This is a genomic window from Streptomyces sp. Isolate_45, from assembly GCF_024721315.2.
In the GTDB taxonomy this organism is placed as follows: Bacteria; Actinomycetota; Actinomycetes; order Streptomycetales; family Streptomycetaceae; genus Streptomyces.
The window spans coordinates 1-20707 of record NZ_JANFAK020000139.1 but is presented as its reverse complement, the minus strand read 5'-3'; the positions used below and the strand labels follow the sequence as shown (position 1 = coordinate 20707).

The window sequence follows — 20707 nt, the reverse complement described above, 5'->3', positions numbered from 1 at the left end:
CGGAGGTGCCGCGCGCGACCGGGGTGGAGGTCCCGTGGGCGGTCGGCGTGGAGGCCCCGTGGGCGGCCGGTGCCCGGGTCTCGCGGGCGGCCGGTGCCCGGGTCTCGCGGGCGGCCGGGTTCGCGGTCCCCCCGGCGGCAGGGGGGCCCGCCGCGGCGCGCAGTCGGTTGAAGTCCGCGACGTGCTTCTTGTGCTCCTCGTAGGTCGCGGAGAAGCGGGTGTCCCCCGGCTTCACCGTGACGAAGAACAACCAGTCCCCCGGGGTGGGCGCGACCGCCGAGGCCATGGCCCGCAGGCCGGGGCTGTCGATCGGGGTGGGGGGCAGGCCCTGGCGTTCGTACGTGTTGAAGGGGTGGTCGATCCGGGTGTCGCTGAGCTTGGTGTCCACGGTGGTGCGGTTCAGCGCGTAGTTGATGGTGGAGTCCATCTGGAGCGGCATCGACTTCGCCAGCCGGTTGTGCACCACCCGCGCGACCTTCCCCATGTCCGCGGGGGTGTCCGCCTCCGCCTCGATGATGCTGGCCAGGGTGGCCGTCTGGTAGGGGGTCATGCCGTGCGCCCTGCCGCCGTCGGCGACCGCCTTCGTCGCGAGCTTCTGGTTGGCCGTGCGCACCATGTACGCGAGCAGCGTGCCCGGGGTGGTCTTCGAGGTCACCGGGTACGTCGCCGGGAAGAGGTAGCCCTCCGGGTTGCCGTCGGCCTCCGGGGGCAGGTCGAGCCCGGCCGTGGGGACGGCCGCCTTCGTGGAGCCTGCGGGGAGCCCCAGCGCGCGGTCGACCGCCGTGTAGACCTGCGGTGCCCGCCACCCTTCGGGGATCGCCAGCTGACGCGGCTTCTCGGGCGGCTGCGCACGGGGGACGAGCGGGATCAGGACCGCCACCCCCAGCGCGATCAGCGTGCCGAGGAAGAAGGCGAGACGGCCCCGGCGAGTGAGCCGGGGGCGGCGCTGTGGCTGCCGGTACTCAAGACGCATACGCGCACGCTAACCGGCGAAGCGTGTCATTCCCGGCATTCCACCCATGCACCGATCAGATGATCACACGTTCACCGGAGTGGGCACCTGCTCCTCGGCGGGGCCCCGGCCCGTCCGGTTCGCTCCTCCGGCCGCGACCAGTGCCGGGGCGGGGGTCGACACGGCGTCCCGGTCCCGCCGGACCAGCGCGGCGTAGCGACCGTCGGCGCCGATCAGTTCCTCGTGCGTACCGCGCTCGGCTATGCGGCCCCCGTCCAGAACCACGATCTGGTCGGCGTCCCTGACGGTGGAGAGGCGGTGCGCGATGGTGATGGTGGTGCGACCGCGGGACAGGTGCTCGATGGCCTGCTGCACCGCGTGCTCCGTACGGGTGTCGAGGGCACTGGTGGCCTCGTCGAGGATGAGCACCGGCGGATCGCGCAGGATGGTCCGGGCGATGGCCAGGCGCTGCTTCTCGCCCCCGGAGAACCGGTATCCGCGTTCGCCGACGAGCGTCTCGTACCCGTCGGGCAGGGACTCGATGTGGTCGTGGATCTGGGCGGCGCGGGCCGCCTCGACGATCTCCTCGTCGGAGGCGTCCGGCTTGGCGAAGCGCAGGTTGTCGGCGACGGTGGCGTGGAAGAGGTAGGTCTCCTGGGAGACCACGCCGATGGAGCGGGCCAGCGAGTCGAAGTCGAGGTCGCGCACGTCCACCCCGTCGAGGGCGATCCGGCCGCCGGTCACGTCATACAACCTCGGTACCAGGTAGCTCAAGGTGCTCTTGCCGGAGCCGGTCGGACCGACCACGGCGAGGGAGCCGCCCGCAGGAACCGTGATGTCGATCGCCGTGAGCGTCGGGCCGCTCTTGGCCTCGTACTCGAAGTGCACGTCCTCCAGCCGGATCTCGCCCCTCGCCCGCTCCAGCCGAACCGGATCCGCCTTCTCGGTGATGTCCACCGGCAGGTCGAGGTACTCGAAGATCCGGGCGAACAGGGCGAGGGAGGTCTGGATCTGCACACCGGTCGACAGCAGGCTCACGGCGGGCCGGAAGAGGCCCTGCTGGAGGGTGACGAAGGCGACGAGGGTGCCGACGGAGAGCGAGGGCGCGCCCGTCTGCAGGGCGATGCCGGCCGCCCAGTAGATGAGCGCCGGCATGGCGGCCATGACGATGCCGATGGTGGACATCCGCCAGCGCCCGGCCATGCTGGAGCGCACTTCGAGCCCGACCAGCTTCTCCGACTCGTCGGAGAAGGCCGCGGTGAGGGACTCCGAGCGGCCCATCGTGCGGCCGAGCAGGATCCCGCTGACCGAGAGGGACTCGGTGACCGTGGCCGCCATCGCGGCCATCTGCTTCTGCCGCTGCGTCGTGATCCGCTTGCGTTCGTGCCCGACCCGGCGGCTGATCCACACGAAGACGGGCAGGAGGAGCAGCGAGACGACGGTGAGCCGCCAGTCGAGTGCGAGCATCGCGACGACGGAGGCGATCACGGCGGTCAGGTTCGACACGAGGGAGGTCGCCGTGGAGGTGACCGTCGCCTGCATACCGCCGATGTCGTTGGCGATGCGGGACTGCACCTCACCGGTGCGCGTGCGGGTGAAGAAGGCCAGCGGCATCCGCTGGAGCTGGGCGTAGACGGCGGTGCGCAGGTCGTGCATCACGCGCTGGCCGACGGTGGTGGAGATGTACGTCTGGAGCACGCCGAACACGCTGGTGACGACCGCGGTGAGGATCATGCCCAGGGCGAGCAGGCTCAGCAGGCCGGTGCGGCCCTCGGGTATCGCGACGTCGAGGATCTCCTTGAGCAGGAACGGCGAGGCGACGCCGACCAGCGAGGAGGCGGCCACCAGGGAGCCGACGACGGCGAGCCGGCCGCGATAGGGCCGGAAGAGGCCGACGATCCGACGCAACTCGCGCGGGCGCTCCGCGGGGCCGGGACGGGTGGGGTCGAGGGCTTCGTTCGATGGTGTCCAATTCGGTTCTTCGGGGCGCATGGGCCTCCTTCTGACGAGACTCCGATGAGCTTAGCTCATTGTTACCTATGCTCACAATGAATCCGGTCCGGTACTGTTCCCAGTATGAGCACCGGTTCCGAGAGCGACACCACAGACGGCGTCCTCGCCGAGCAGCTGCTGCGTCTGACGCGGCGGCTCCACCGCATACAGAAGCGCCACATGGAGCCGCTCGGGATCACCCCCGCCCAGGGCCGGCTGCTGCGCCTCGTCGCCCACCACGGCGGCGACCGACCGCCCCGGATGGCCGATCTCGCCGCGCGTCTGGAGGTGGTGCCGCGTGCCGTGACCACCCTCGTCGACGGGCTGGAGGCGGCCGACTGCGTCCGCCGGGCGCCCGACCCGGCGAACCGCCGCGTCATCCGGATCGAGCTCACCGAAACCGGCCGCGCCACGCTGCGCCGTCTGCGCAACGCGCGAACCGACGCGGCGGAGGAGATCCTGGCTCCATTGACCGCCGAACAGCGCGAGGTGCTCGGCGGGCTGCTGAACGCACTGGCGGACGTCCCGGCGGAGCGCCCCTGCTGACCCGCGCTCCGGCGCCGGGGCGGCGGCTCCGCGGGACGTCGTCGAGACGGACGAGGGGTCGCACATGCCGCTGCTGGAACCGAAGCCCGGCGCGCTGCGCCCGACCGGCACCGCCGGTCCCGCTCCCGATCGGGTGCCGGACCGGTTGGCCGCCGGCACCCCCCGCGCCCTGCGCGCGGAGCTGACCGAGCTGCTGGGGCCGGAGAAGGTCCTGTGGAAGGTCTCCGACCTGGTCCGCTACGCCACCGACGCCTCGCCGTACCGGTTCGTGCCGCAGGTCGTGGTGATCGCCGAGGACATCGACGACATCTCCGCCGTCCTGTCCTACGCCCACGGCAAGCAGCGCGACGTGGTCTTCCGCGCGGCCGGGACCTCACTCAACGGCCAGGCCCAGGGCGAGGACATCCTGGTCGACGTACGCCGGCACTGGACGGGCGTCGAGGTCCTCGACGGCGGCCGCCGCGCCCGCATCGGACCGGGCACCACCGTGCTGCGGGCCAACGCCGCGCTCGCCCGGTACGGCCGGATCCTGGGGCCCGACCCCGCCAGCGCCATCGCCTGCACCGTCGGGGGCGTCGTGGCGAACAACGCCTCCGGCATGACGGCGGGGACCACCAGGAACTCGTACCGCACCCTCTCCTCGCTCACCCTCGTCCTGCCGACCGGCACCGTCGTGGACACCGCCGACCCGCTCGCGGACGAGGAGCTGGCCCGCGCGGAGCCGGCCCTGTGCCACGGCCTGATGGCGGTCAAGGCGGAGATCGAGGCGAATCCGGCGCTCGTCGCCCGGATCCGCGCCAAGTACGAGATCAAGAACACCACCGGGTACCGGCTGGACGCCTACCTCGACGGCACCACGCCCGTGGAGATCCTGCGCGGTCTGATGGTCGGCTCGGAGGGCACCCTCGGCTTCATCTCCGAAGTAGTCTTCGACACCGTCCCGCTCGACCGCGAGCTGACGAGCGCCCTGCTCTTCTTCCCCTCGCTGCCCGCCGCGGCGGCCGCCGTCCCGCTGTTCAACGAGGCCGGCGCCCTCGCCGTCGAGCTGATGGACGGCAACACGCTGCGCGCTTCCGTCAGCGTCGCGGGGGTGCCCGCCGACTGGGCGCTGCTGCCCAAGGAAACGGCCGCCCTGCTCGTGGAGTTCCGGGCTCCGGACGAGGCGGGCCGCGCGGTCCTCGAACGCCGCGCGGCCGCCGTGCTGCCCGCGCTGGAACTCGTCGCGCCGGTCCCCTCGGTGACGAACGCCTTCACCGGCGATCCGAGGACGATCTCCGGCTACTGGAAGGCCCGCAAGGCCTTCGTCACCGCCGTCGGAGGCGCCAGGCCCCCGGGCACCACCCTGATCACCGAGGACTTCGCCGTGCCGCCGTCACGGCTGGCCGAGGCCTGCGAGGCGCTCCTGGCGCTCCAGGAGGAGCACGGGTTCGACGCGGCCGTCGCCGGTCACGCGGCGCACGGCAACCTGCACTTCCTGCTCGCCTTCGACGCCGCGAAGCCCGCGGACGTCGACCGGTACGCGGCGTTCATGGAGGCGTTCTGCCGGCTCACCGTGGAGCGGTTCGACGGCTCCCTGAAGGCCGAGCACTCCACCGGCCGCAACATGGCCCCCTTCCTGGAGCTGGAGTGGGGCCCCGAGGCCACCGCGTTGATGTGGCGCACCAAGCGGATCGTCGACCCGGACGGCATCCTCGCCCCGCGCGTCCTCCTCGACCGGGATCCACGGGCCCACCTGCGCGGCCTGAAGACGATCCCGCGGGTGGAGGCGGTCGCCGACCCCTGCATCGAGTGCGGGTTCTGCGAACCGACCTGCCCCAGCGAGGACCTGACGACGACGCCTCGCCAGCGGATCGCGCTGCGCCGCGAGATGGTGCGGCAGGAGCCCGGCTCCCCCGTGCTCGACGGGCTGCTCGGGTCGTACGGCTACGACGCCGTCGACACCTGCGCCGGCGATTCCACCTGCAGGATCGCCTGCCCCGTCGGCATCGACACCGGGGCGCTGATGAAGGACTTCCGCCACCGCCGGCACGGCCCCCGCGAGGAGCGGGCCGCGGCCCTGGCGGCCCGGCGGTTCCGCGGCGTGGAGGCGGCCGCCCGGCTGGCCGTGGCCGCCGCCGGAGCGCTCCCGGACGCGGTCTCCGACCGGGTGCTCGGGGCCGTGACCGCGGCCGCGCGCAAGGCCGTACGCCCGGACCTGGTACCCGAATGGCTGCCGCAGATCCCGGGGGCCGCCGCCCGCCGCCTGCCCGCGACGGACCGGGTCACCGCCACCGCCGTGTACTACCCGGCATGCGTCAACCGGATCTTCGGCGGCCCCGACGGGCGGCCCGGACCCTCCCTGCCCGAGGCGGTGGTGGCGGTGTCGGAACGGGCCGGGAGACCCGTGTGGATCCCGGACGACGTCACGGGGACGTGCTGCGCGACCATCTGGCACTCCAAGGGCTACGAGGCCGGCAACCGGGTGATGGCCAACCGGATCGTCGAGGCCGCCTGGGGCTGGACCGCCGGGGGCCTGCTCCCGCTGGTGGTCGACGCGTCGTCCTGCACGCTGGGCATCGCCCATGAGGTGGTCCCGTACCTGACCGACGACAACCGCGAACTCCACGCCGCGCTGCGGATCGTCGACTCGGTGGTCTGGGCGGCGGAGGAACTGCTGCCGCGCCTGGAGGTCCGCCGGACCGTGGGCTCGGCCGTCCTGCACCCCACCTGCTCGATGCGACACCTCGACGACGAGGCGCAGTTGCGGACGGTGGCCGAGGCCTGCGCCGAGGAGGTCGTGGTCCCCGACGACGTGGGGTGCTGCGCCTTCGCGGGCGATCGCGGCATGCTCCACCCGGAGCTGACGGCCGCCGCGACGGCCCCGGAGGCACGGGAGGTGGTGGCGCGCCCGTTCGACGCGCACCTCTCGGCGAACCGGATGTGCGAGGTGGGCATGGACCGGGCCACCGGTCGGAGCTACTACTCGGTTCTACTCGAACTGGAACGGGCCACCCGCCCCTGAACGGACCGGGTCCCGCGCACCCCTCAGGTACGCCGGAGTGTGCGCCCCGGAGCGGGAGGGAACCTTTCGCACCCCGGTCAGGGCCGGAAAATCGATTGCCCGAGCCTGCCCCGAAAGGCGAACCTTGCGTGGCTTGAACTACTCGACCAGTCATGGGGCGTCATGCAGATCAGCGATCTTCCGTATCCGGATCCCGGGGTACCGGACGCCCGTTCCGGCCCCCGCTTCCTGCTGTGGCTGGGCAGGGGGCAACTCGGCGGACAGGCCAAGAGCCTGGGCTGGGGCCTCCTGCACCACTGCGGCATCGCCGGCCTGCCGTTCGCGGTGGGTTTCGGCGTCGAGGCGGTGGTCAAGGGCGACGGCCGGCGGCTGCTGCTCGTCGGCGCCCTGATCGTGCTGCTCGGCATCGCCATCTCGCTGGGTGACGCGATGCTGCACCGCACGGCCGTCACCAACTGGATCACCGCCGCCGCCCGCGTGCAGCAACTGCTCGCCCGCCGGACGGCCGAGCTCGGAGCCGCCCTGACCCGACGGGTCGCCGCCGGTGAGGTCGTAGCCGTCTCCACGGGTGACGTGGAGAAGATCGGCTGGTTCGTCGAGGCCGTCTCCCGGTTCCTGGCGGCCGCCCTCGCCATCGTGCTCGTCTGCGTGGGTCTGGTCGTCTACGCCCCGGCCCTCGGCGTGGTCGTGGCCGTGGGCATGCCGGTACTGGCGCTCGCGTCGCTGCCGCTGCTCCCCAGGGCCACCCGGCGCGCCGACTTCCAGCGCGAGAAGGCGGGCAAGGCCACCGAACTCGCCTCCGACACCGTCGCGGGCCTGCGGGTGCTGCGGGGCATCGGCGGTGAGGAACTGTTCCTCGGCCGCTACCGCGAGGCCTCCCAGGAGGTCAGGTCCGCCGCCGTGCGCAGCGCGCGGATGTGGGCGCTGATCTCGGCCATCCAGGTGTTCCTGCCGGGGCTGCTGCTCATCACGGTGGTCTGGTACGGCTCCTCCCTCGTGCTGGCCGGTCGACTGGACATCGGCGAACTCGTCGCCGTGTTCAGCGCCGTGTCCCTGATGCTTTATCCGCTCAGGAACGTGGAGGAGATCGCCATGGCCTACTCCTTTTCGCGTCCCTCCGCCCAGCGGGCGGCCAGGGTGCTGTCGCTGACGCGCACGGACGCCGAGGCGGGGACGGGCCCGGGAGCCCGCACCGGGACGGACACGGGTCGGGGCCCGGACACGGGCACGGGCACGGGCGCGGGCACGGGCACGGGCGCGGGCACCGTTGAGCCGGACGCGCCCGCTCCGGGCGGCGACCTGTACGACCCCGGAACCGGGCTGCTGGCTCCGGCGGGCCTGCTCACGGCCGTCGTGTGCGGGGACCCGGACGTGGCGGGCCGACTCGCCGAACGCCTGGGCGGCCAGCCCGTACCGGCGGGCGACGTCGCGACCGAGGAGCCCTCGGTGCTGCTCGGCGGGGTGGCGCTGGACGACCTCGCGCTGGACACGGCGCGGACGCTGGTCCTCGTACAGGACAAGGATCCGGTGCTGCTGTCCGGGACGCTGCGCGAACTGTTCGACGTACCGGCCTCAGGGGCCGTGGAGCCCGCTGCGGCACTGGCCGCGGCGCAGTGCGGGGACGTCCTGGAGGCCCTGCTCCAGTCGGCGCCCGACGGGATCACCGACTCGATGGACGCCCGCATCACCGAGCGCGGCCGGTCCCTGTCGGGCGGGCAGCGCCAGCGCCTCGCGCTGGCCAGGTCGCTGGTCACCGACCCGGAGGTACTGGTGCTCGACGAGCCGACCTCGGCCGTCGACTCGCACACCGAGGCACGGATCGCCGACGGGATCACGGCCCTGCGCACGGGCCGGACCACGGTGGTCCTGGCGTCCTCGCCGCTGATCCTGGACCGGGCCGACCGGGTGGTGCTCGTGCATGAGGGCCGCGCCCTGCCCGCGGGCACGCACCGCGAACTGCTGCGGGACGAACCGCGCTACCGGGCGGTCGTCACCCGCGAACCCGACGGGCCAGATCGACCCCGCCGGTCCGACACGCCCCGGACGCCGGACCCGTCCGACCCGTCCGACCGGTCCGACGCCGAGCTGGTGCGGCTGGAAGAGGCACTCACAGAGATCGAGGAATCCGCATGATCGGCGTGGCGCCACCGGAGTACGATCCGGCGGCCCCCGAGACGGCCGCGACGCTGCCCGTGGGCTCGTCGGCGACCGTACGGGGCTATGTGCGCGGCCTGTTCCTCCGCCACCGGCGGGCCTTCGTGATCCTGGTGGTGGTGAACGCCGTCGCGGTGATCGCCTCCATGGTCGGCCCGTACCTGCTGGGCCGGGTCGTGGACGACCTCTCGGCGGGGGCGCGCGACCTCCATCTGGAGCGCGTGGGGCTGCTGTTCGCGCTGGCCCTGGTCGTCCAGACCTGCTTCGTGCGGCTGGTGCGGCTGCGCGGGGCGATGCTGGGCGAGGAGATGCTGGCCGACCTGCGCGAGGACTTCCTGATCCGCTCGGTCGGCCTGCCGCCGGGCGTCTTGGAGCGGGCCGGTACGGGTGACCTGCTGTCCCGCATCACCACCGACATCGACCGGCTGGCCAACGCGATGCGCGAGGCCGTGCCGCAGCTGGCCATCGGCGTGGTGTGGGCCGGGCTGCTCTTCGGCGCCCTCGCGGTGACCGCGCCGCCGCTGGCACTGGCCGCGCTGGTGGCGCTTCCCGTGCTGGTGATCGGCTGCCGCTGGTACTTCAGGCGGGCGCCGTCGGCGTACCGCTCGGAGGCGGCCGGATACGCGGCGGTCGCGGCGGTGCTCACCGAGACGGTGGACGCCGGCCGCACCGTCGAGGCCCACCGCCTGGGGCGGCGCCGGATCGCCCTGTCGGAGCGGCGGATCAAGGAGTGGACGGCCTGGGAGCGGTACACGCTCTACCTTCGGACGGTCCTCTTCCCCGTCATCAACGTCACCTACGTGACGATCCTCGGTTCGGTGCTGATGATCGGCGGCTACGGCGTGCTCCAGGGCTGGATGTCGGTGGGACAACTGACCACGGGCGCCCTGCTGGCGCAGATGATGGTCGACCCGATCGGCCTGATCCTGCGCTGGTACGACGAACTGCAGGTCGCCCAGGTGTCGTTGGCCCGGCTGGTGGGGGTCCACGAGATCGAGCCGGCGGCGGGCGACGGCGCGCTCTCCCCGGAGGGCCGCGAGGTGCGGGCCGACGAGGTCCACTTCGGCTACCGGGAGGGCGTGGACGTCCTGCACCGCGTCTCGATGTCCGTGCCGCCGGGCACCCGGATGGCGCTGGTCGGCCCGTCGGGCGCGGGCAAGTCCACGCTGGGCCGACTGCTGGCGGGCATCTACGCGCCCCGGACCGGCGAGGTGACCCTGGGCGGGGCGCGGCTGTCGGGGATGCCGGCGGAGCGGGTGCGCGAGCACGTGGCCCTGGTCAACCAGGAACACCACGTGTTCGTGGGTTCGCTGCGGGACAACCTGCGGCTCGCCCGCACCGGCGCGCAGGACGCCGAACTGTGGGCGGCGCTGGGCGCGGTGGACGCGGACGGTTGGGCCCGGTCCCTGGAGTCCGGGCTGGACACCGAGGTCGGCTCGGGCGGCAGCGCGCTGACCCCGGCGCAGGCACAGCAGGTCGCGCTGGCCCGGCTGGTGCTGGCGGACCCGCACACGCTGGTGCTGGACGAGGCGACATCGCTGCTGGACCCGCGTGCCGCCCGGCACCTGGAGCGTTCGCTGGCACGGGTGCTGGACGGCCGGACGGTCATCGCGATCGCCCACCGCCTGCACACCGCGCACGACGCGGACGTCATCGCGGTGGTCGAGGCGGGCCGGATCAGCGAGCTGGGCTCGCACGACGAGTTGGTGGCGGCCGACGGGGCGTACGCGGCCCTGTGGCGTTCCTGGCACGGCTGACCGGGCTCCCGGCCCCGGCCCGACCGGGCCGGTCCCGTGCGGCGGTCCCGTGCGCCGGTCCCGTGCGGCGGTCCCGTGCGGCGGTCCCGTGCGCCGGTCCCGACCCGGCGGGTCCTACGGGGCTTTGGCCGGGCGGGCCTCCCGGCGGGCCGTCGCCACCGGCTCGTACGCCTGCCGGCCCGCGCAGGTCCACACGACCGGGTGCGCCACTCCCGCGGCGTCCAGCGCGACCCCGCCGACGCGGTCGTCGTCGCCGACGGCGTAGGCGGCGTAGGCGGCGGAGTAGCCGGTGGGCGTGAGTCCGGGAAGGACGCGCATCGGGCCGCCGCCGGTCCAATACTGGGCCCGGACGACGGTGTCCTCGGGCGGGTTGCAGGTGGTGGCGGCGCCCACCGAGACCCTGGTACGGGGGCTGATGTCCTCGAAGGTGCCGCTGGTGCTCCCGGCCGGCAGGGGCACGTAGGAGGGCTCCGCGTACGGGGCGGTCCACAGGAGCGGGGTCTCCCGCATGGCCCGGGTGTACCAGTGGTGGCCGACGACGCGGCCGCTCTCGTCGATGGCCCGCGGCCTGTAGTACTCGTAGTTGCCGCCGACCGGCCGGAGCGGCGTGGGGGCGGCCGCGGTGTCGGCGGACCGGAGCAGGCCCGGGTTCATGTCGTAGGGGTCTTCGTCGTTGCCGGTGGGGCCCGAGCCGTGTCCGGTGATCTGCCCCGCGTTGTTGATCCCGGTGACCTCGTCGAGCCGGAACCCGGTCGGGACGGGCAGTTCCCTGCGCACGGCGCCGCCGGACCATTCGAGACCGGCGCTCGTACCGGGCGAGGGGTCGTGGCGGTGACCGACGACGTGATCCCGGTCGCTGACGGCGGTCGCGTACTGGCCTCCCGGCAGCAGCGTGACCGCCTTCGCCGCCCGGCCGGTGGCCGAAGGCCTTGCGGCCGCCGGGGCCGGTGAGCGTGCCGACCATGAGCCCGAGGCGGTTGACGGCCTCCACGCTGCTACCGGTGGCTCCGGCCGGCAGCGGCACGGCGTGCACGGCGGTGCCGAGCCAGTGGGCGGGCTTGTCGTGGGACACCCCGACGGACAGGCCGAGGGGGCCGATGCCGTTCACCTGGTGGTGTGCAGCCAGGGGTTGCCGTCGCCGGGCCCGGCCAACGACTTCAGTACGCGCAGCGCCGGTGCGCAGGAGACCGCGGTGTCCGGCGCCGCGGCGGTGCCCCCCGAGTCCGCCCGTACCGGTGCGGCGAGCGCGAGCGAGACGAGGAGCACCCCCGCCACGCCCGCGCCGACGGCTCTGCCGGTGTTGCCCATGGGGCCCCGGACGTCATGCGTGCCGACGGCACCGACGGCTCGTCGGCACACATGGTGTCCGTCCGGGCCGGCTCTGAACAGACGGCCCCGCAGCTTCCCGGAAAGCCGGGACGAGAAGGGGCCGGGGGGCTTGGCCGGGGGCTTAGAAGAAGCCGAGGGCGGAGGCGCCGCCCACTCCGCCGAGCAGCATGAACACGGGCATCAGGACCTTCAGCTCGACCCAGCTGCCCGCGCGGAAGCGCATCATCTTCGGCGGCCCGATCGGGTACCAACGCTTCCCGGCGATCGGGATCGGCCACAGGATCGGGCAGCCCGAGACGGTCAGGGCGTCGCCGATGTCGTGGACCAGGGCGCCGAGCAGGATGGGCAGGCCCAGCCACAGGTACTCCTGGCCCGGGGCGGTGAACAGCCAGCCCGCGCCGTTGCCCGGCTGGTCGAGGACCCCGGCCAGGATCCAGGCGCTGGTCGCGCCGAGCAGCCAGACCAGGATGTCGCTCGACATCCGGGCCGCCCGCCACAGCAGCCCTTCGACGGCCAGTACGAGGTGGACGAAGAGCAGGGCGAGGACGCCCCAACGGTCGGTGGTGACCGCGAGGGCGGAGGAGCCGCCACCGATGAGGACGGCCCACAGCCAGGTGTGGGTCAGGGTGCGGTGACCGCCGGTGCGGCGGGCGTCGCGCGGGGAGCGGGTCGCCTTGTAGACGGCGTACGAGATCTTGTCGACCACCTCGCACAGGACCCTGGAAACGGGGCCGAAGGCGCGGGAGATCGTCGCCGATTTGTGGTCCAGGTCGGGGGCGAGGGCGGCGCCCGCGCAGATGAGCGCGCCGACGACGAGGACCGGCCATGGCATCGGGTGCCCGGCGGCCGCCGTGGCGGCGCCCACCCCCAGCCATGCCGCTGCTCCCGACAATGAGTGCGCCGGACCCATCATGCTCGTTCCCCGCCCCAGTGCCTCGGTGGTGGGGCCCTGTTGAGGAAGTCGATCGGGCCGCCCGGACGGCCCAGCGTACCGGCGGTGATCTTCCTCTTGTCCGCCGGTTCCCGGATCCGGGGTGAAGCCAGGCAAGATGGGGGGTGTGACCCTCATTGATCAGCTCCCGCCGAACGCCGACCCCGACGCCCTCTTCGAGGCTTTCTCCTCGTGGGCGGAGGACCAGGGCATCACCCTGTACCCGGCGCAGGAGGAGGCACTGATCGAGGTCGTCTCCGGTGCGAACGTGGTCCTGTCCACTCCGACCGGCTCCGGCAAGAGCCTCGTCGCGGCGGGTGCCCACTTCACTGCGCTGGCCCAGGACAAGGTCACCTTCTACACCGCTCCGATCAAGGCACTGGTGTCGGAGAAGTTCTTCGACCTGTGCAAGCTGTTCGGTACCGAGAACGTCGGCATGCTCACCGGCGACGCCTCCGTGAACGCCGACGCCCCGGTGATCTGCTGCACGGCCGAGGTGCTGGCCTCCATCGCCCTGCGCGACGGCAAGTACGCGGACATCGGCCAGGTCGTCATGGACGAGTTCCACTTCTATGCCGAGCCGGACCGTGGCTGGGCCTGGCAGATCCCGCTGCTGGAGCTCCCGCAGGCACAGTTCGTCCTGATGTCGGCCACCCTCGGCGACATGAAGCGGTTCGAGGAGGACCTGACCCGGCGCACGGGCCGCCCCACCTCCGTGGTCCGCTCGGCGACCCGGCCCGTCCCGCTGTCGTACGAGTACGTGACCACGCCGATCACCGACACCATCACCGAGCTGCTGGAGACCCGGCAGTCCCCGGTGTACATCGTGCACTTCACCCAGGCCCAGGCGGTCGAGCGGGCGCAGTCGTTGATGAGCATCAACATGTGCACCCGCGAGGAGAAGGACAGGATCGCGGAGCTGATCGGCAACTTCCGCTTCACCACGAAGTTCGGCCAGAACCTCTCCCGCTACGTCCGCCACGGCATCGGCGTGCACCACGCCGGCATGCTGCCCAAGTACCGGCGTCTCGTCGAGAAGCTGGCGCAGGCCGGTCTGCTGAAGGTCATCTGCGGTACCGACACCCTCGGCGTCGGCGTGAACGTGCCGATCCGCACGGTGCTGTTCACGGCCCTCACCAAGTACGACGGCAACCGAGTCCGCACGCTGCGCGCCCGCGAGTTCCACCAGATCGCCGGCCGCGCCGGCCGGGCGGGCTTCGACACGGCCGGATTCGTGGTCGCGCAGGCGCCCGAGCACGTCATCGAGAACGAGAAGGCCCTGGCGAAGGCCGGCGACGACCCGAAGAAGCGCCGCAAGGTGGTCCGCAAGAAGGCCCCCGAAGGGTTCGTGGCCTGGTCGGACACCACCTTCGAGAAGCTGATCGCAGCCGATCCGGAGCCGCTGACCTCCCGCTTCAAGGTCACCAACATCATGCTGCTGTCGGTGATCGCCCGTCCGGGCGACGCCTTCAAGGCGATGCGCCACCTGCTGGAGGACAACCACGAGCCCCGCAAGGCGCAGCTTCGTCACATCCGCCGGGCGATCGCGATCTACCGTTCGCTGCTGGACGGCGGCGTCGTGGAGAAGCTCGACACCCCGGACGCCGAGGGCCGCACCATCCGGCTCACGGTCGACCTCCAGCAGGACTTCGCGCTGAACCAGCCGCTGTCCACCTTCGCGCTGGCCTCCTTCGACCTGCTGGACCCGGAGTCCCCCTCCTACGCCCTGGACATGGTCTCCGTCGTCGAGTCGACCCTGGACGACCCGCGTCAGATCCTCGCCGCGCAGCAGAACAAGGAACGCGGCATGGCGGTCGGCGCGATGAAGGCCGACGGGATCGAGTACGAGGAGCGGATGGAGCGGCTCCAGGATGTCACCTACCCCAAGCCGCTCGAAGAGCTGCTGCTCCACGCCTACGACGTGTACAGCAAGAGCCACCCGTGGGTTCGGGACCACCCCGTCTCCCCGAAGTCGATCATCCGCGACATGTACGAGCGGGCGATGACCTTCACCGAGTTCACCGCCTACTACGAGCTGGCCCGCACCGAGGGCATCGTGCTGCGCTACCTGGCCGGCGCGTACAAGGCGCTGGACCACACCATCCCGGACGACCTGAAGTCCGAGGACCTGCAGGACCTCATCGCCTGGTTGGGCGAGCTGGTCCGTCAGGTCGACTCCAGCCTGCTGGACGAGTGGGAGCAGCTGGCGAACCCGGAGGTGGAGACGGCGGAGCAGGCCCAGGAGAAGGCCGACCAGGTCAAGCCGGTCACGGCGAACTCCCGCGCCTTCCGCGTGCTGGTCCGCAACGCCATGTTCCGCCGGGTCGAGCTGGCGGCCCTGGACCACGTCAACGTGCTGGGCGAGCTGGACGCCGAGTCCGGGTGGGACGCCGACGCCTGGGGCGAGGCCATGGACGGCTACTGGGACGAGTACGACGACCTCGGTACGGGTCCCGACGCCCGTGGTCCCAAGCTCCTGCAGATCGAGGAGGACCCGGCGCACGGGTTGTGGCGCGTCCGCCAGACCTTCGCCGACCCGAACGGGGACCATGGCTGGGGCATCAGTGCCGAGGTCGACCTCGCGGCGTCCGACGAGGAGGGCCGGGCAGTCCTGCGGGTCACCTCGGTCGGTGAGCTCGGCCAACTCTGAGCCGGTCCCGTACGCGCCCGTCCCGCACGACGGGCCCTCAGCCCCCGACGGAGCCCCGGCTCCCGACGGACCCGCCGTTCCCGCCGGACCCGACAGTGGAGAACCTCTGATGACGAACCCCGCCGAGAGACTCGTCGACCTGCTCGACCTGGAGCAGATCGAGGTCAACATCTTCCGGGGCGCGAGCCCGCAGGAATCGCTCCAGCGCGTGTTCGGCGGGCAGGTGGCCGGGCAGGCGCTGGTCGCTGCGGGCCGCACCACCGAGAGCGACCGCCCGGTCCACTCCCTCCACGCGTACTTCCTGCGTCCGGGCATCCCCGGCGTGCCGATCGTGTACCAGGTGGAGCGGGTGCGCGACGGGCGTTCCTTCACAACGCGCCGGGTCACCGCGGTCCAGCAGGGCAAGACCATCTTCAATCTGACCGCTTCCTTCCATCATCCGGAGGAGGGCGGCATCGAGCACCAGCTGCCTCCTCGCCTGGACTTCCCTCACCCGGACTCCCTCCCGAAGGTCGCGGACGAGATCCGCGAGCACCTGGGCGCGCTGCCCGAGGCGCTGGAGCGGATGGCCCGCCGGCAGCCCTTCGACATCCGGTACGTGGACCGGCTGCGCTGGACCCCGGAGGACCTCAAGGACGCCGATCCGCGCAGCGCGGTGTGGATGCGGGCGGTCGGCCCGCTGGGCGACGACCCGCTCGTGCACACCTGCGCCCTCACCTACGCCAGCGACATGACCCTCCTCGACGCCGTGCGCATCCCCGTCGAACCCCTGTGGGGCATGCGCGGTTTCGACATGGCCTCCCTGGACCACGCCATGTGGTTCCACCGGCCCTTCCGGGCCGACGAGTGGTTCCTGTACGACCAGGAGTCGCCGATCGCCCACGGTGGCCGCGGGCTGGCCCGGGGCCGGATCTACGACGTGGAGGGCAGGCTCCTGGTCTCCGTGGTCCAGGAAGGCCTGTTCCGCCCGTACGCTCCCGACGCGGCCAAGCCGGCCGTGTCACCGCAGTAGTCCGCCCGCCCGTCGTCCGTCACCGCGGCGGTCGTCCGACCGCGGTGGTTCCCGTTCGTCCTCCTGACATGAAGAGCTGAGCACTCCCATGCCCACCCCGGCCCTCCCCTGTCCCTGCGGGCTGCCCGCCGCCTATCCGGCGTGCTGCGGTCGCTTCCACGCCGGCGGCCGGGCGCCCACCGCCGAGCTGTTGATGCGTTCACGCTTCAGCGCCTTCGCCCTCGGGGACACCGCGTACCTGATGCGCTCCTGGCACCCCTCGACCCGTCCGGGCCGGCTCGACCTGGATCCCGGACAGCGTTGGGAGCGGTTGGAGATCCTCGCCACCGCACGGGGCGGCATGTTCGAGACGGAGGGCTCGGTGGAGTTCCGCGCGCACTACCGCGAGGACGGCCACACGGGCTCACTGCACGAGCACAGCGCCTTCTCCCGCGAGGGCGGTGCCTGGGTCTACGTCGGCCCCCTGTCCCCCGTCTCGTTCGACTGACCGCGCGCTCCGGCCAGGGCGATGTCCAGGCCGGCGCGGTACCGCTCGATCTCCTCCGGTGACTGGGCCCTCAGGAGCCGGTGCGCCACCGCCGCGGCCGCCGGTACCTGCGGGTGGCCGTAGGGCGGGGGCGGCGCGAGCGCGGCCAGGACGATCCGCTCGGCAGGATCCGGTACGGCGGCCCGTACCTCTTCCTCGGGGAGCACACTGGCCGGCACGGCAGCCCGCTCCCAGGGGTCACAGGTCCGTCTCATCAGCAGACCCACGTGCCGACCGCGCCATCCGACGGGCCGCAGGTCCCCCCGGGCGGCGATCAGTTCCCGGTCCTCCTCGGGCGCGGCCCCGCGCAGCACTCCCGGCTCCCCGGCGGCGAACTCCCGCAGTTCCACGACCAGATAGAGCCATACGACGGCGCGGTAGCGGTTGACCCGGTATCCGACGGGGGTGACGTGCCCGCAGCGCGCGAGACGGGTGAACCGGCTCGGCCCGATCCCCAGCAGCCTCGCTCCCGCATCGGCCCCGGCCACCGTCTCGACCCGGGCGCGCAACGCGTCCGGGAACCCCTCCGCCGCCTTGACCCGGTCCAGTTCGACCCGGGTGAAGCGTGCCGCGCCGCCCGGCCCACGCGGGCCCGCCCGTACCAGACCCAGTTGCACGGCGCGCGCGAACTCGGCCCGACCCAGACCCAGTTCCTCCGCCGCCCGGGCCCCGCCGAGCATTGCGTCCTGCCTCGGTTCCCCCCGAGGATCCGCCGCCACGAACACGACCCGCCCGGCTGTCGCCGCCGGTCGCACGCACGCCGTCACGTCCGCATCCGTACCGGCCTTCGCGTCCGCTTCCGTACCGGCCTTCGCCCCGGCGTTCGCATCGGTCTTCGCCGCGGCCCTCATCACGGTCTTCATCACGCTGTGCGTAACGGTCTTCATCACGGCCCTCCCCGCGAGTGACGATCACTCTGCGTGAAGACCGTAACTCAGCGCGACGACGACCCGCCGGCCCTGTGGATAACTCCCGCCGGTCCCCGGATCAGCCTCCGGTGATCCGCCGTTCGGCGACGCCCAGGTGCTCGCCCACCCTGTTGACCAGCAGCGTCATCTCGTACGCGACCTGAACGATGTCCGCCTCCGCGGCGCTGAGCGCGCACAGGCAGCTGCCCGAGCCCGCCGCCACGACGAAGAGGAACCCCTCGTCGTACTCCACCATCGTCTGGCGCACCTCACCCGCCCGGAAGTGCCGCCCCGATCCCTTGGCCAGGCTCTGCAGACCGGCCGCGACGGCCGCCAGGTGCTCCGCGTCCTCCCGCGCCAGTCCCGCGGTGGCCGCCGTCACCAGTCCGTCGTTCGACAGCACCACTGCGTGCCGGACCTGCTGGACCCTTCGTGTCAGGTCGTCCAGCAACCAGTCCAGTTGCTTGTCCAGTGCCATTTCCAGCCCCTCCCCGTCGACGCGGCCGACATGGCCGCGCCCCACCCCGCGTAGTCGTTCCGCAAGCCTTCCCCACCAGGGGCTTTCCGGCAAGGAGGATGGACCCATGGCACAGAAGATGACTCAAGAGGAATGGCGGGCGTTCGTCTCCCACGGCACCCGGACCGGAAAGCTGGCAACGGTCCGTGCGGACGGAAGCCCGCACATCGCTCCCATCTGGTTCGTACTCGACGGCGATTCCTTCCTGTTCAACACCGGCAAGGACACCGTCAAGGGGCGGAATCTGGCCCGTGACGGCCGGGTATCCCTGTGCGTGGACGACGACCGTCCGCCGTTCTCCTACGTGGTCCTCCAGGGCCGCGCCACGATCGCCGAATACGCCGACGACCCCCAGGAGACCCTGCGCTGGGCCACCCGGGTCGCCGCGCGGTACATGGGCGAGGAACGCGGCGAGGCCTTCGGCCGGCGCAACGCCGTGCCCGGCGAGCTACTGGTCCGCGTGTCCATCGACAAGGTGATCGCGACGGCCGGTGTCGCGGACTGACCCTCCCCGCGGGGCCGGCCTACGGTCCCACCGAGTCGAGGAGCCGGGCGGTGTGCATCCGCCCGGCGTACTCGACCAGCCGGATCAGCACCTCCTTCCCCGAGTCCTTGTCCCGCGCGTCGCAGAGCACCACCGGCGTCCCCTGGTCCAGGTCCAGCGCCCGCGCCACCTCGTTCGCACCGTAACGCCGGGCGTTGGTGAAGCAGTTGACGGCGACGACGAAGGGGATCCGCCGGTGCTCGAAGTAGTCGACCGCCGGGAAGCAGTCCTCCAGCCGCCGGGTGTCGGCCAGGACGACCGCCCCCAACGCGCCCTGCGACAACTCGTCCCACATGAACCAGAACCGGTCCTGGCCGGGTGTCCCGAACAGGTACAGCGACAACCCCGACCGGATGGTGATCCGGCCGAAGTCCATGGCCACGGTCGTGGTGGTCTTCTGGTCGACCCCGCCGGTGTCGTCGACCAGTTCGCCCGCCTCGCTCAACAGCTCCTCGGTCCGCAGGGGCCGGATCTCGCTGACCGCGCCCACGAGGGTGGTCTTGCCCACCCCGAAGCCGCCGGCCACGAGGATCTTCAGCGCGAGCGCGGTCATGTCCCCGTCCGCCCCCGAAGCCGCGGCCCGCGCGGGCCCGTCGTCGTGCAGTCCCATCACAACGCTCGCAATCCCTCGATGACTTCACGCAGAATCCGCTCGTCCGGCAGCTCGGCGGGCGGCACGGGCCGGCTCACCTTGACGTGCCCCGCCTCCAACAGGTCCCCCAGGAGCACCCGCACCACGCCCACCGGAAGGTCCGCGTCCGCGGCGAGTTCCGCCACCGACTGGGTCTCGGAGCGGCACAGCCCGAGCAGGGCCCGGTGTTCCGGGCCGAGCAGCGCCTCCTCCGCGTCCCCGGAGGCGTCCGGGTCCACCACGACCAGCGCGATCAGGTCGAAGCGGACCCCGTGGGGGCCTGGCTTGGTTCGCCCGCCCGTCATGGCGTAGGGGCGTACGAGGGGACCCGCCTCGGCGTCGTACCACTGGCCGTCCACGTGCCGGACCGCCGCCTTCACCCGGCGGACGGCGGTCGCGCCGCGAACCGGGCGGGCGTGTAGAGGTGTTCGCCGACCCGCTTGACCAGCCGGGCCATCTCGTAGGCGATCAGCCCGATGTCCGCGCCGGCCGCGCTGAGGACGGACAGGCAGGACCCGTCCCCGGCCGCCGCGACGAACAGGTAGCCCTCGTCCATCTCCACCATCGTCTGGCGCACGCCCCCGGCGTGGAAATGCCGTCCCGCGCCCTTGGCGAGGCTGTGGAACCCGGAGGCGACGGCTGCCAGGTGCTCGGCGTCCTCCCGACTGAGCGCACTGGAGGAACCCACCGCCAGCCCGTCGTTGGACAGGACGACGGCGTGCCGGACCTCTCGGACCCGCATCACCAGGTCGTCGAGCAGCCAGTCCAGTTCGCCGGACCGGCGGACGCCGTCGAGGTCGATCCCGTGGTGTTCGCTCATCACACTTCTCCTTCGCTGCCTGCGTGGGGGGAGTTCTCCCGGCTGCCGCGCGCCCAGCCGTCCCGGTAGGCGGCCATCCGGTCCCGGGCCTCCTCGGGGCTGCGCCCCGGCGGCTCCTCGGGCCGCGTCGACCCCGGGGGTGCCTTCGGCTCGGGGACCTCGCGCAACTGCGGGACCAGGCTGGCCTGCCTGACCCGGCGCGGCAGTTCGGTCACCGAGGCCCCCGACGCGGACGTCGAGCCGGGACCGGAAGCGGGTCCCCGGCCGGCGCCGGGAGCCGCGCGGTCGGCCCCGAGCGGAGCGAAGCCCGGCACGGGCTCCGGATCAGGGGCCGGCGCCGATGCGGAGGGGCCGGTGGCCGGGGCCGGGTGGGTGCGGGTGACCGCGCCGCCGGCGCCGCGCGGCCGCAGCGAGGCCACCGGAACGGGCCGTTGCCG

General features: G+C 72.5%; 17 protein-coding genes and 2 pseudogenes. 8 read left to right on the top strand and 11 right to left on the bottom strand.

Going from position 1 to position 20707, the window contains the following annotated elements; translation table 11 throughout:
- Positions 1 to 145: 145 nt before the first annotated feature.
- Together mltG and NOD94_RS31980 are read right to left on the bottom strand one after the other, a co-directional pair.
- Positions 146 to 973: pseudogene (gene mltG, locus NOD94_RS31985) on the bottom strand (endolytic transglycosylase MltG); the annotation flags it as partial.
- A 63-nt stretch (positions 974 to 1036) separates the two neighbouring features.
- Positions 1037 to 2944: an ABC transporter ATP-binding protein gene (locus NOD94_RS31980; RefSeq protein WP_281209670.1), complete on the bottom strand. Its 1908-nt coding sequence runs from the start codon at positions 2942 to 2944 to the stop codon at positions 1037 to 1039.
- A gap of 84 nt (positions 2945 to 3028) precedes the next feature.
- Here NOD94_RS31980 and NOD94_RS31975 point away from each other — a divergent pair, with 84 nt between their 5' ends.
- From NOD94_RS31975 to NOD94_RS31960, 4 genes are all read left to right on the top strand, one after another.
- Positions 3029 to 3490: a MarR family transcriptional regulator gene (locus NOD94_RS31975; RefSeq protein WP_281209669.1), complete on the top strand. Its 462-nt coding sequence runs from the start codon at positions 3029 to 3031 to the stop codon at positions 3488 to 3490.
- Between the two features lie 64 nt (positions 3491 to 3554).
- Entirely contained in the window at positions 3555 to 6491 is a 2937-nt protein-coding gene (locus NOD94_RS31970) for an FAD-binding and (Fe-S)-binding domain-containing protein (RefSeq protein ID WP_281209668.1), read from the top strand.
- Positions 6492 to 6653: 162 nt separating this feature from the next.
- Positions 6654 to 8624, top strand: a complete 1971-nt coding sequence (locus tag NOD94_RS31965; RefSeq protein WP_281209667.1) for an ABC transporter ATP-binding protein — start codon at positions 6654 to 6656, stop codon at positions 8622 to 8624.
- Entirely contained in the window at positions 8621 to 10402 is a 1782-nt protein-coding gene (locus NOD94_RS31960; RefSeq protein WP_281209666.1) for an ABC transporter ATP-binding protein, read from the top strand. Before NOD94_RS31965 ends, NOD94_RS31960 begins: the two co-directional genes overlap by 4 nt.
- A gap of 114 nt (positions 10403 to 10516) precedes the next feature.
- Here the strand turns inward: NOD94_RS31960 and NOD94_RS31955 are convergent, their stop codons facing one another.
- The 3 genes from NOD94_RS31955 to NOD94_RS31945 all read right to left on the bottom strand — a co-directional run bounded on the left by NOD94_RS31955 (position 10517) and on the right by NOD94_RS31945 (position 12644).
- Complete coding sequence (locus NOD94_RS31955; protein ID WP_281209665.1) at positions 10517 to 11179, bottom strand: hypothetical protein; 663 nt, start codon at positions 11177 to 11179, stop codon at positions 10517 to 10519.
- 327 nt (positions 11180 to 11506) lie between these two features.
- Positions 11507 to 11710, bottom strand: a complete 204-nt coding sequence (locus tag NOD94_RS31950; RefSeq protein WP_281209664.1) for a hypothetical protein — start codon at positions 11708 to 11710, stop codon at positions 11507 to 11509.
- Positions 11711 to 11852: 142 nt separating this feature from the next.
- Positions 11853 to 12644, bottom strand: coding sequence for a metal-dependent hydrolase (locus NOD94_RS31945; RefSeq protein WP_281209663.1), 792 nt, complete (start codon positions 12642 to 12644; stop codon positions 11853 to 11855).
- Between the two features lie 145 nt (positions 12645 to 12789).
- Between NOD94_RS31945 and NOD94_RS31940 the strand changes: the two genes are divergently transcribed.
- The 3 genes from NOD94_RS31940 (at position 12790) to NOD94_RS31930 (ending at position 16811) form a co-directional block, all read left to right on the top strand.
- Positions 12790 to 15312 carry a DEAD/DEAH box helicase gene (locus tag NOD94_RS31940; protein WP_281209662.1) on the top strand — a complete coding sequence of 841 codons (2523 nt, stop codon included), beginning with the start codon at positions 12790 to 12792 and terminating at the stop codon, positions 15310 to 15312.
- A gap of 109 nt (positions 15313 to 15421) precedes the next feature.
- Positions 15422 to 16324 (top strand): acyl-CoA thioesterase II, encoded by a 903-nt coding sequence (locus NOD94_RS31935; protein ID WP_281209661.1) that lies wholly within the window; start codon positions 15422 to 15424, stop codon positions 16322 to 16324.
- 88 nt (positions 16325 to 16412) lie between these two features.
- Positions 16413 to 16811, top strand: coding sequence for a YchJ family metal-binding protein (locus NOD94_RS31930; protein ID WP_281209660.1), 399 nt, complete (start codon positions 16413 to 16415; stop codon positions 16809 to 16811).
- On the opposite strand, the gene NOD94_RS31925 is transcribed toward NOD94_RS31930, so the two are convergent.
- Both NOD94_RS31925 and NOD94_RS31920 read right to left on the bottom strand, forming a co-directional pair.
- Positions 16775 to 17737, bottom strand: a complete 963-nt coding sequence (locus tag NOD94_RS31925) for a DUF6397 family protein (RefSeq protein WP_281209659.1) — start codon at positions 17735 to 17737, stop codon at positions 16775 to 16777. The genes NOD94_RS31930 and NOD94_RS31925 overlap by 37 nt on opposite strands.
- A 100-nt stretch (positions 17738 to 17837) precedes the next feature.
- Positions 17838 to 18236, bottom strand: a complete 399-nt coding sequence (locus tag NOD94_RS31920; protein WP_281209658.1) for a roadblock/LC7 domain-containing protein — start codon at positions 18234 to 18236, stop codon at positions 17838 to 17840.
- 106 nt (positions 18237 to 18342) lie between these two features.
- Between NOD94_RS31920 and NOD94_RS31915 the strand changes: the two genes are divergently transcribed.
- Positions 18343 to 18780 carry a PPOX class F420-dependent oxidoreductase gene (locus NOD94_RS31915; protein ID WP_281209657.1) on the top strand — a complete coding sequence of 146 codons (438 nt, stop codon included), beginning with the start codon at positions 18343 to 18345 and terminating at the stop codon, positions 18778 to 18780.
- Between the two features lie 19 nt (positions 18781 to 18799).
- Here NOD94_RS31915 and NOD94_RS31910 read toward each other — a convergent pair whose 3' ends face one another.
- The 4 genes and pseudogenes from NOD94_RS31910 to NOD94_RS31895 all read right to left on the bottom strand — a co-directional run.
- A complete protein-coding gene (locus tag NOD94_RS31910) occupies positions 18800 to 19372 on the bottom strand; it encodes an ATP/GTP-binding protein (RefSeq protein ID WP_281209671.1) in 573 nt (190 codons plus the stop codon).
- 56 nt (positions 19373 to 19428) lie between these two features.
- Positions 19429 to 19830 (bottom strand): DUF742 domain-containing protein, encoded by a 402-nt coding sequence (locus NOD94_RS31905; protein WP_281209656.1) that lies wholly within the window; start codon positions 19828 to 19830, stop codon positions 19429 to 19431.
- Positions 19827 to 20270 carry a roadblock/LC7 domain-containing protein gene (locus tag NOD94_RS31900; RefSeq protein ID WP_281209655.1) on the bottom strand — a complete coding sequence of 148 codons (444 nt, stop codon included), beginning with the start codon at positions 20268 to 20270 and terminating at the stop codon, positions 19827 to 19829. Before NOD94_RS31900 ends, NOD94_RS31905 begins: the two co-directional genes overlap by 4 nt.
- Positions 20270 to 20707, bottom strand: a pseudogene (locus NOD94_RS31895) (histidine kinase); the annotation flags it as partial. The pseudogene NOD94_RS31895 and the gene NOD94_RS31900, both read right to left, overlap by 1 nt.

Bases quoted from the DNA above. Each gene is read 5' to 3' on its own strand.
- NOD94_RS31980 (WP_281209670.1), bottom strand. From the start codon at position 2,944: ATGCGCCCCGAAGAACCGAATTGGACACCATCGAACGAAGCCCTCGAC.
- NOD94_RS31975 (WP_281209669.1), top strand. From the start codon at position 3,029: ATGAGCACCGGTTCCGAGAGCGACACCACAGACGGCGTCCTCGCCGAG.
- NOD94_RS31970 (WP_281209668.1), top strand. From the start codon at position 3,555: ATGCCGCTGCTGGAACCGAAGCCCGGCGCGCTGCGCCCGACCGGCACC.
- NOD94_RS31965 (WP_281209667.1), top strand. From the start codon at position 6,654: ATGCAGATCAGCGATCTTCCGTATCCGGATCCCGGGGTACCGGACGCC.
- NOD94_RS31960 (WP_281209666.1), top strand. From the start codon at position 8,621: ATGATCGGCGTGGCGCCACCGGAGTACGATCCGGCGGCCCCCGAGACG.
- NOD94_RS31950 (WP_281209664.1), bottom strand. From the start codon at position 11,710: ATGGGCAACACCGGCAGAGCCGTCGGCGCGGGCGTGGCGGGGGTGCTC.
- NOD94_RS31945 (WP_281209663.1), bottom strand. From the start codon at position 12,644: ATGATGGGTCCGGCGCACTCATTGTCGGGAGCAGCGGCATGGCTGGGG.
- NOD94_RS31935 (WP_281209661.1), top strand. From the start codon at position 15,422: ATGACGAACCCCGCCGAGAGACTCGTCGACCTGCTCGACCTGGAGCAG.
- NOD94_RS31930 (WP_281209660.1), top strand. From the start codon at position 16,413: ATGCCCACCCCGGCCCTCCCCTGTCCCTGCGGGCTGCCCGCCGCCTAT.
- NOD94_RS31925 (WP_281209659.1), bottom strand. From the start codon at position 17,737: ATGAAGACCGTTACGCACAGCGTGATGAAGACCGTGATGAGGGCCGCG.
- NOD94_RS31920 (WP_281209658.1), bottom strand. From the start codon at position 18,236: ATGGCACTGGACAAGCAACTGGACTGGTTGCTGGACGACCTGACACGA.
- NOD94_RS31915 (WP_281209657.1), top strand. From the start codon at position 18,343: ATGGCACAGAAGATGACTCAAGAGGAATGGCGGGCGTTCGTCTCCCAC.
- NOD94_RS31910 (WP_281209671.1), bottom strand. From the start codon at position 19,372: ATGACCGCGCTCGCGCTGAAGATCCTCGTGGCCGGCGGCTTCGGGGTG.
- NOD94_RS31900 (WP_281209655.1), bottom strand. From the start codon at position 20,270: ATGAGCGAACACCACGGGATCGACCTCGACGGCGTCCGCCGGTCCGGC.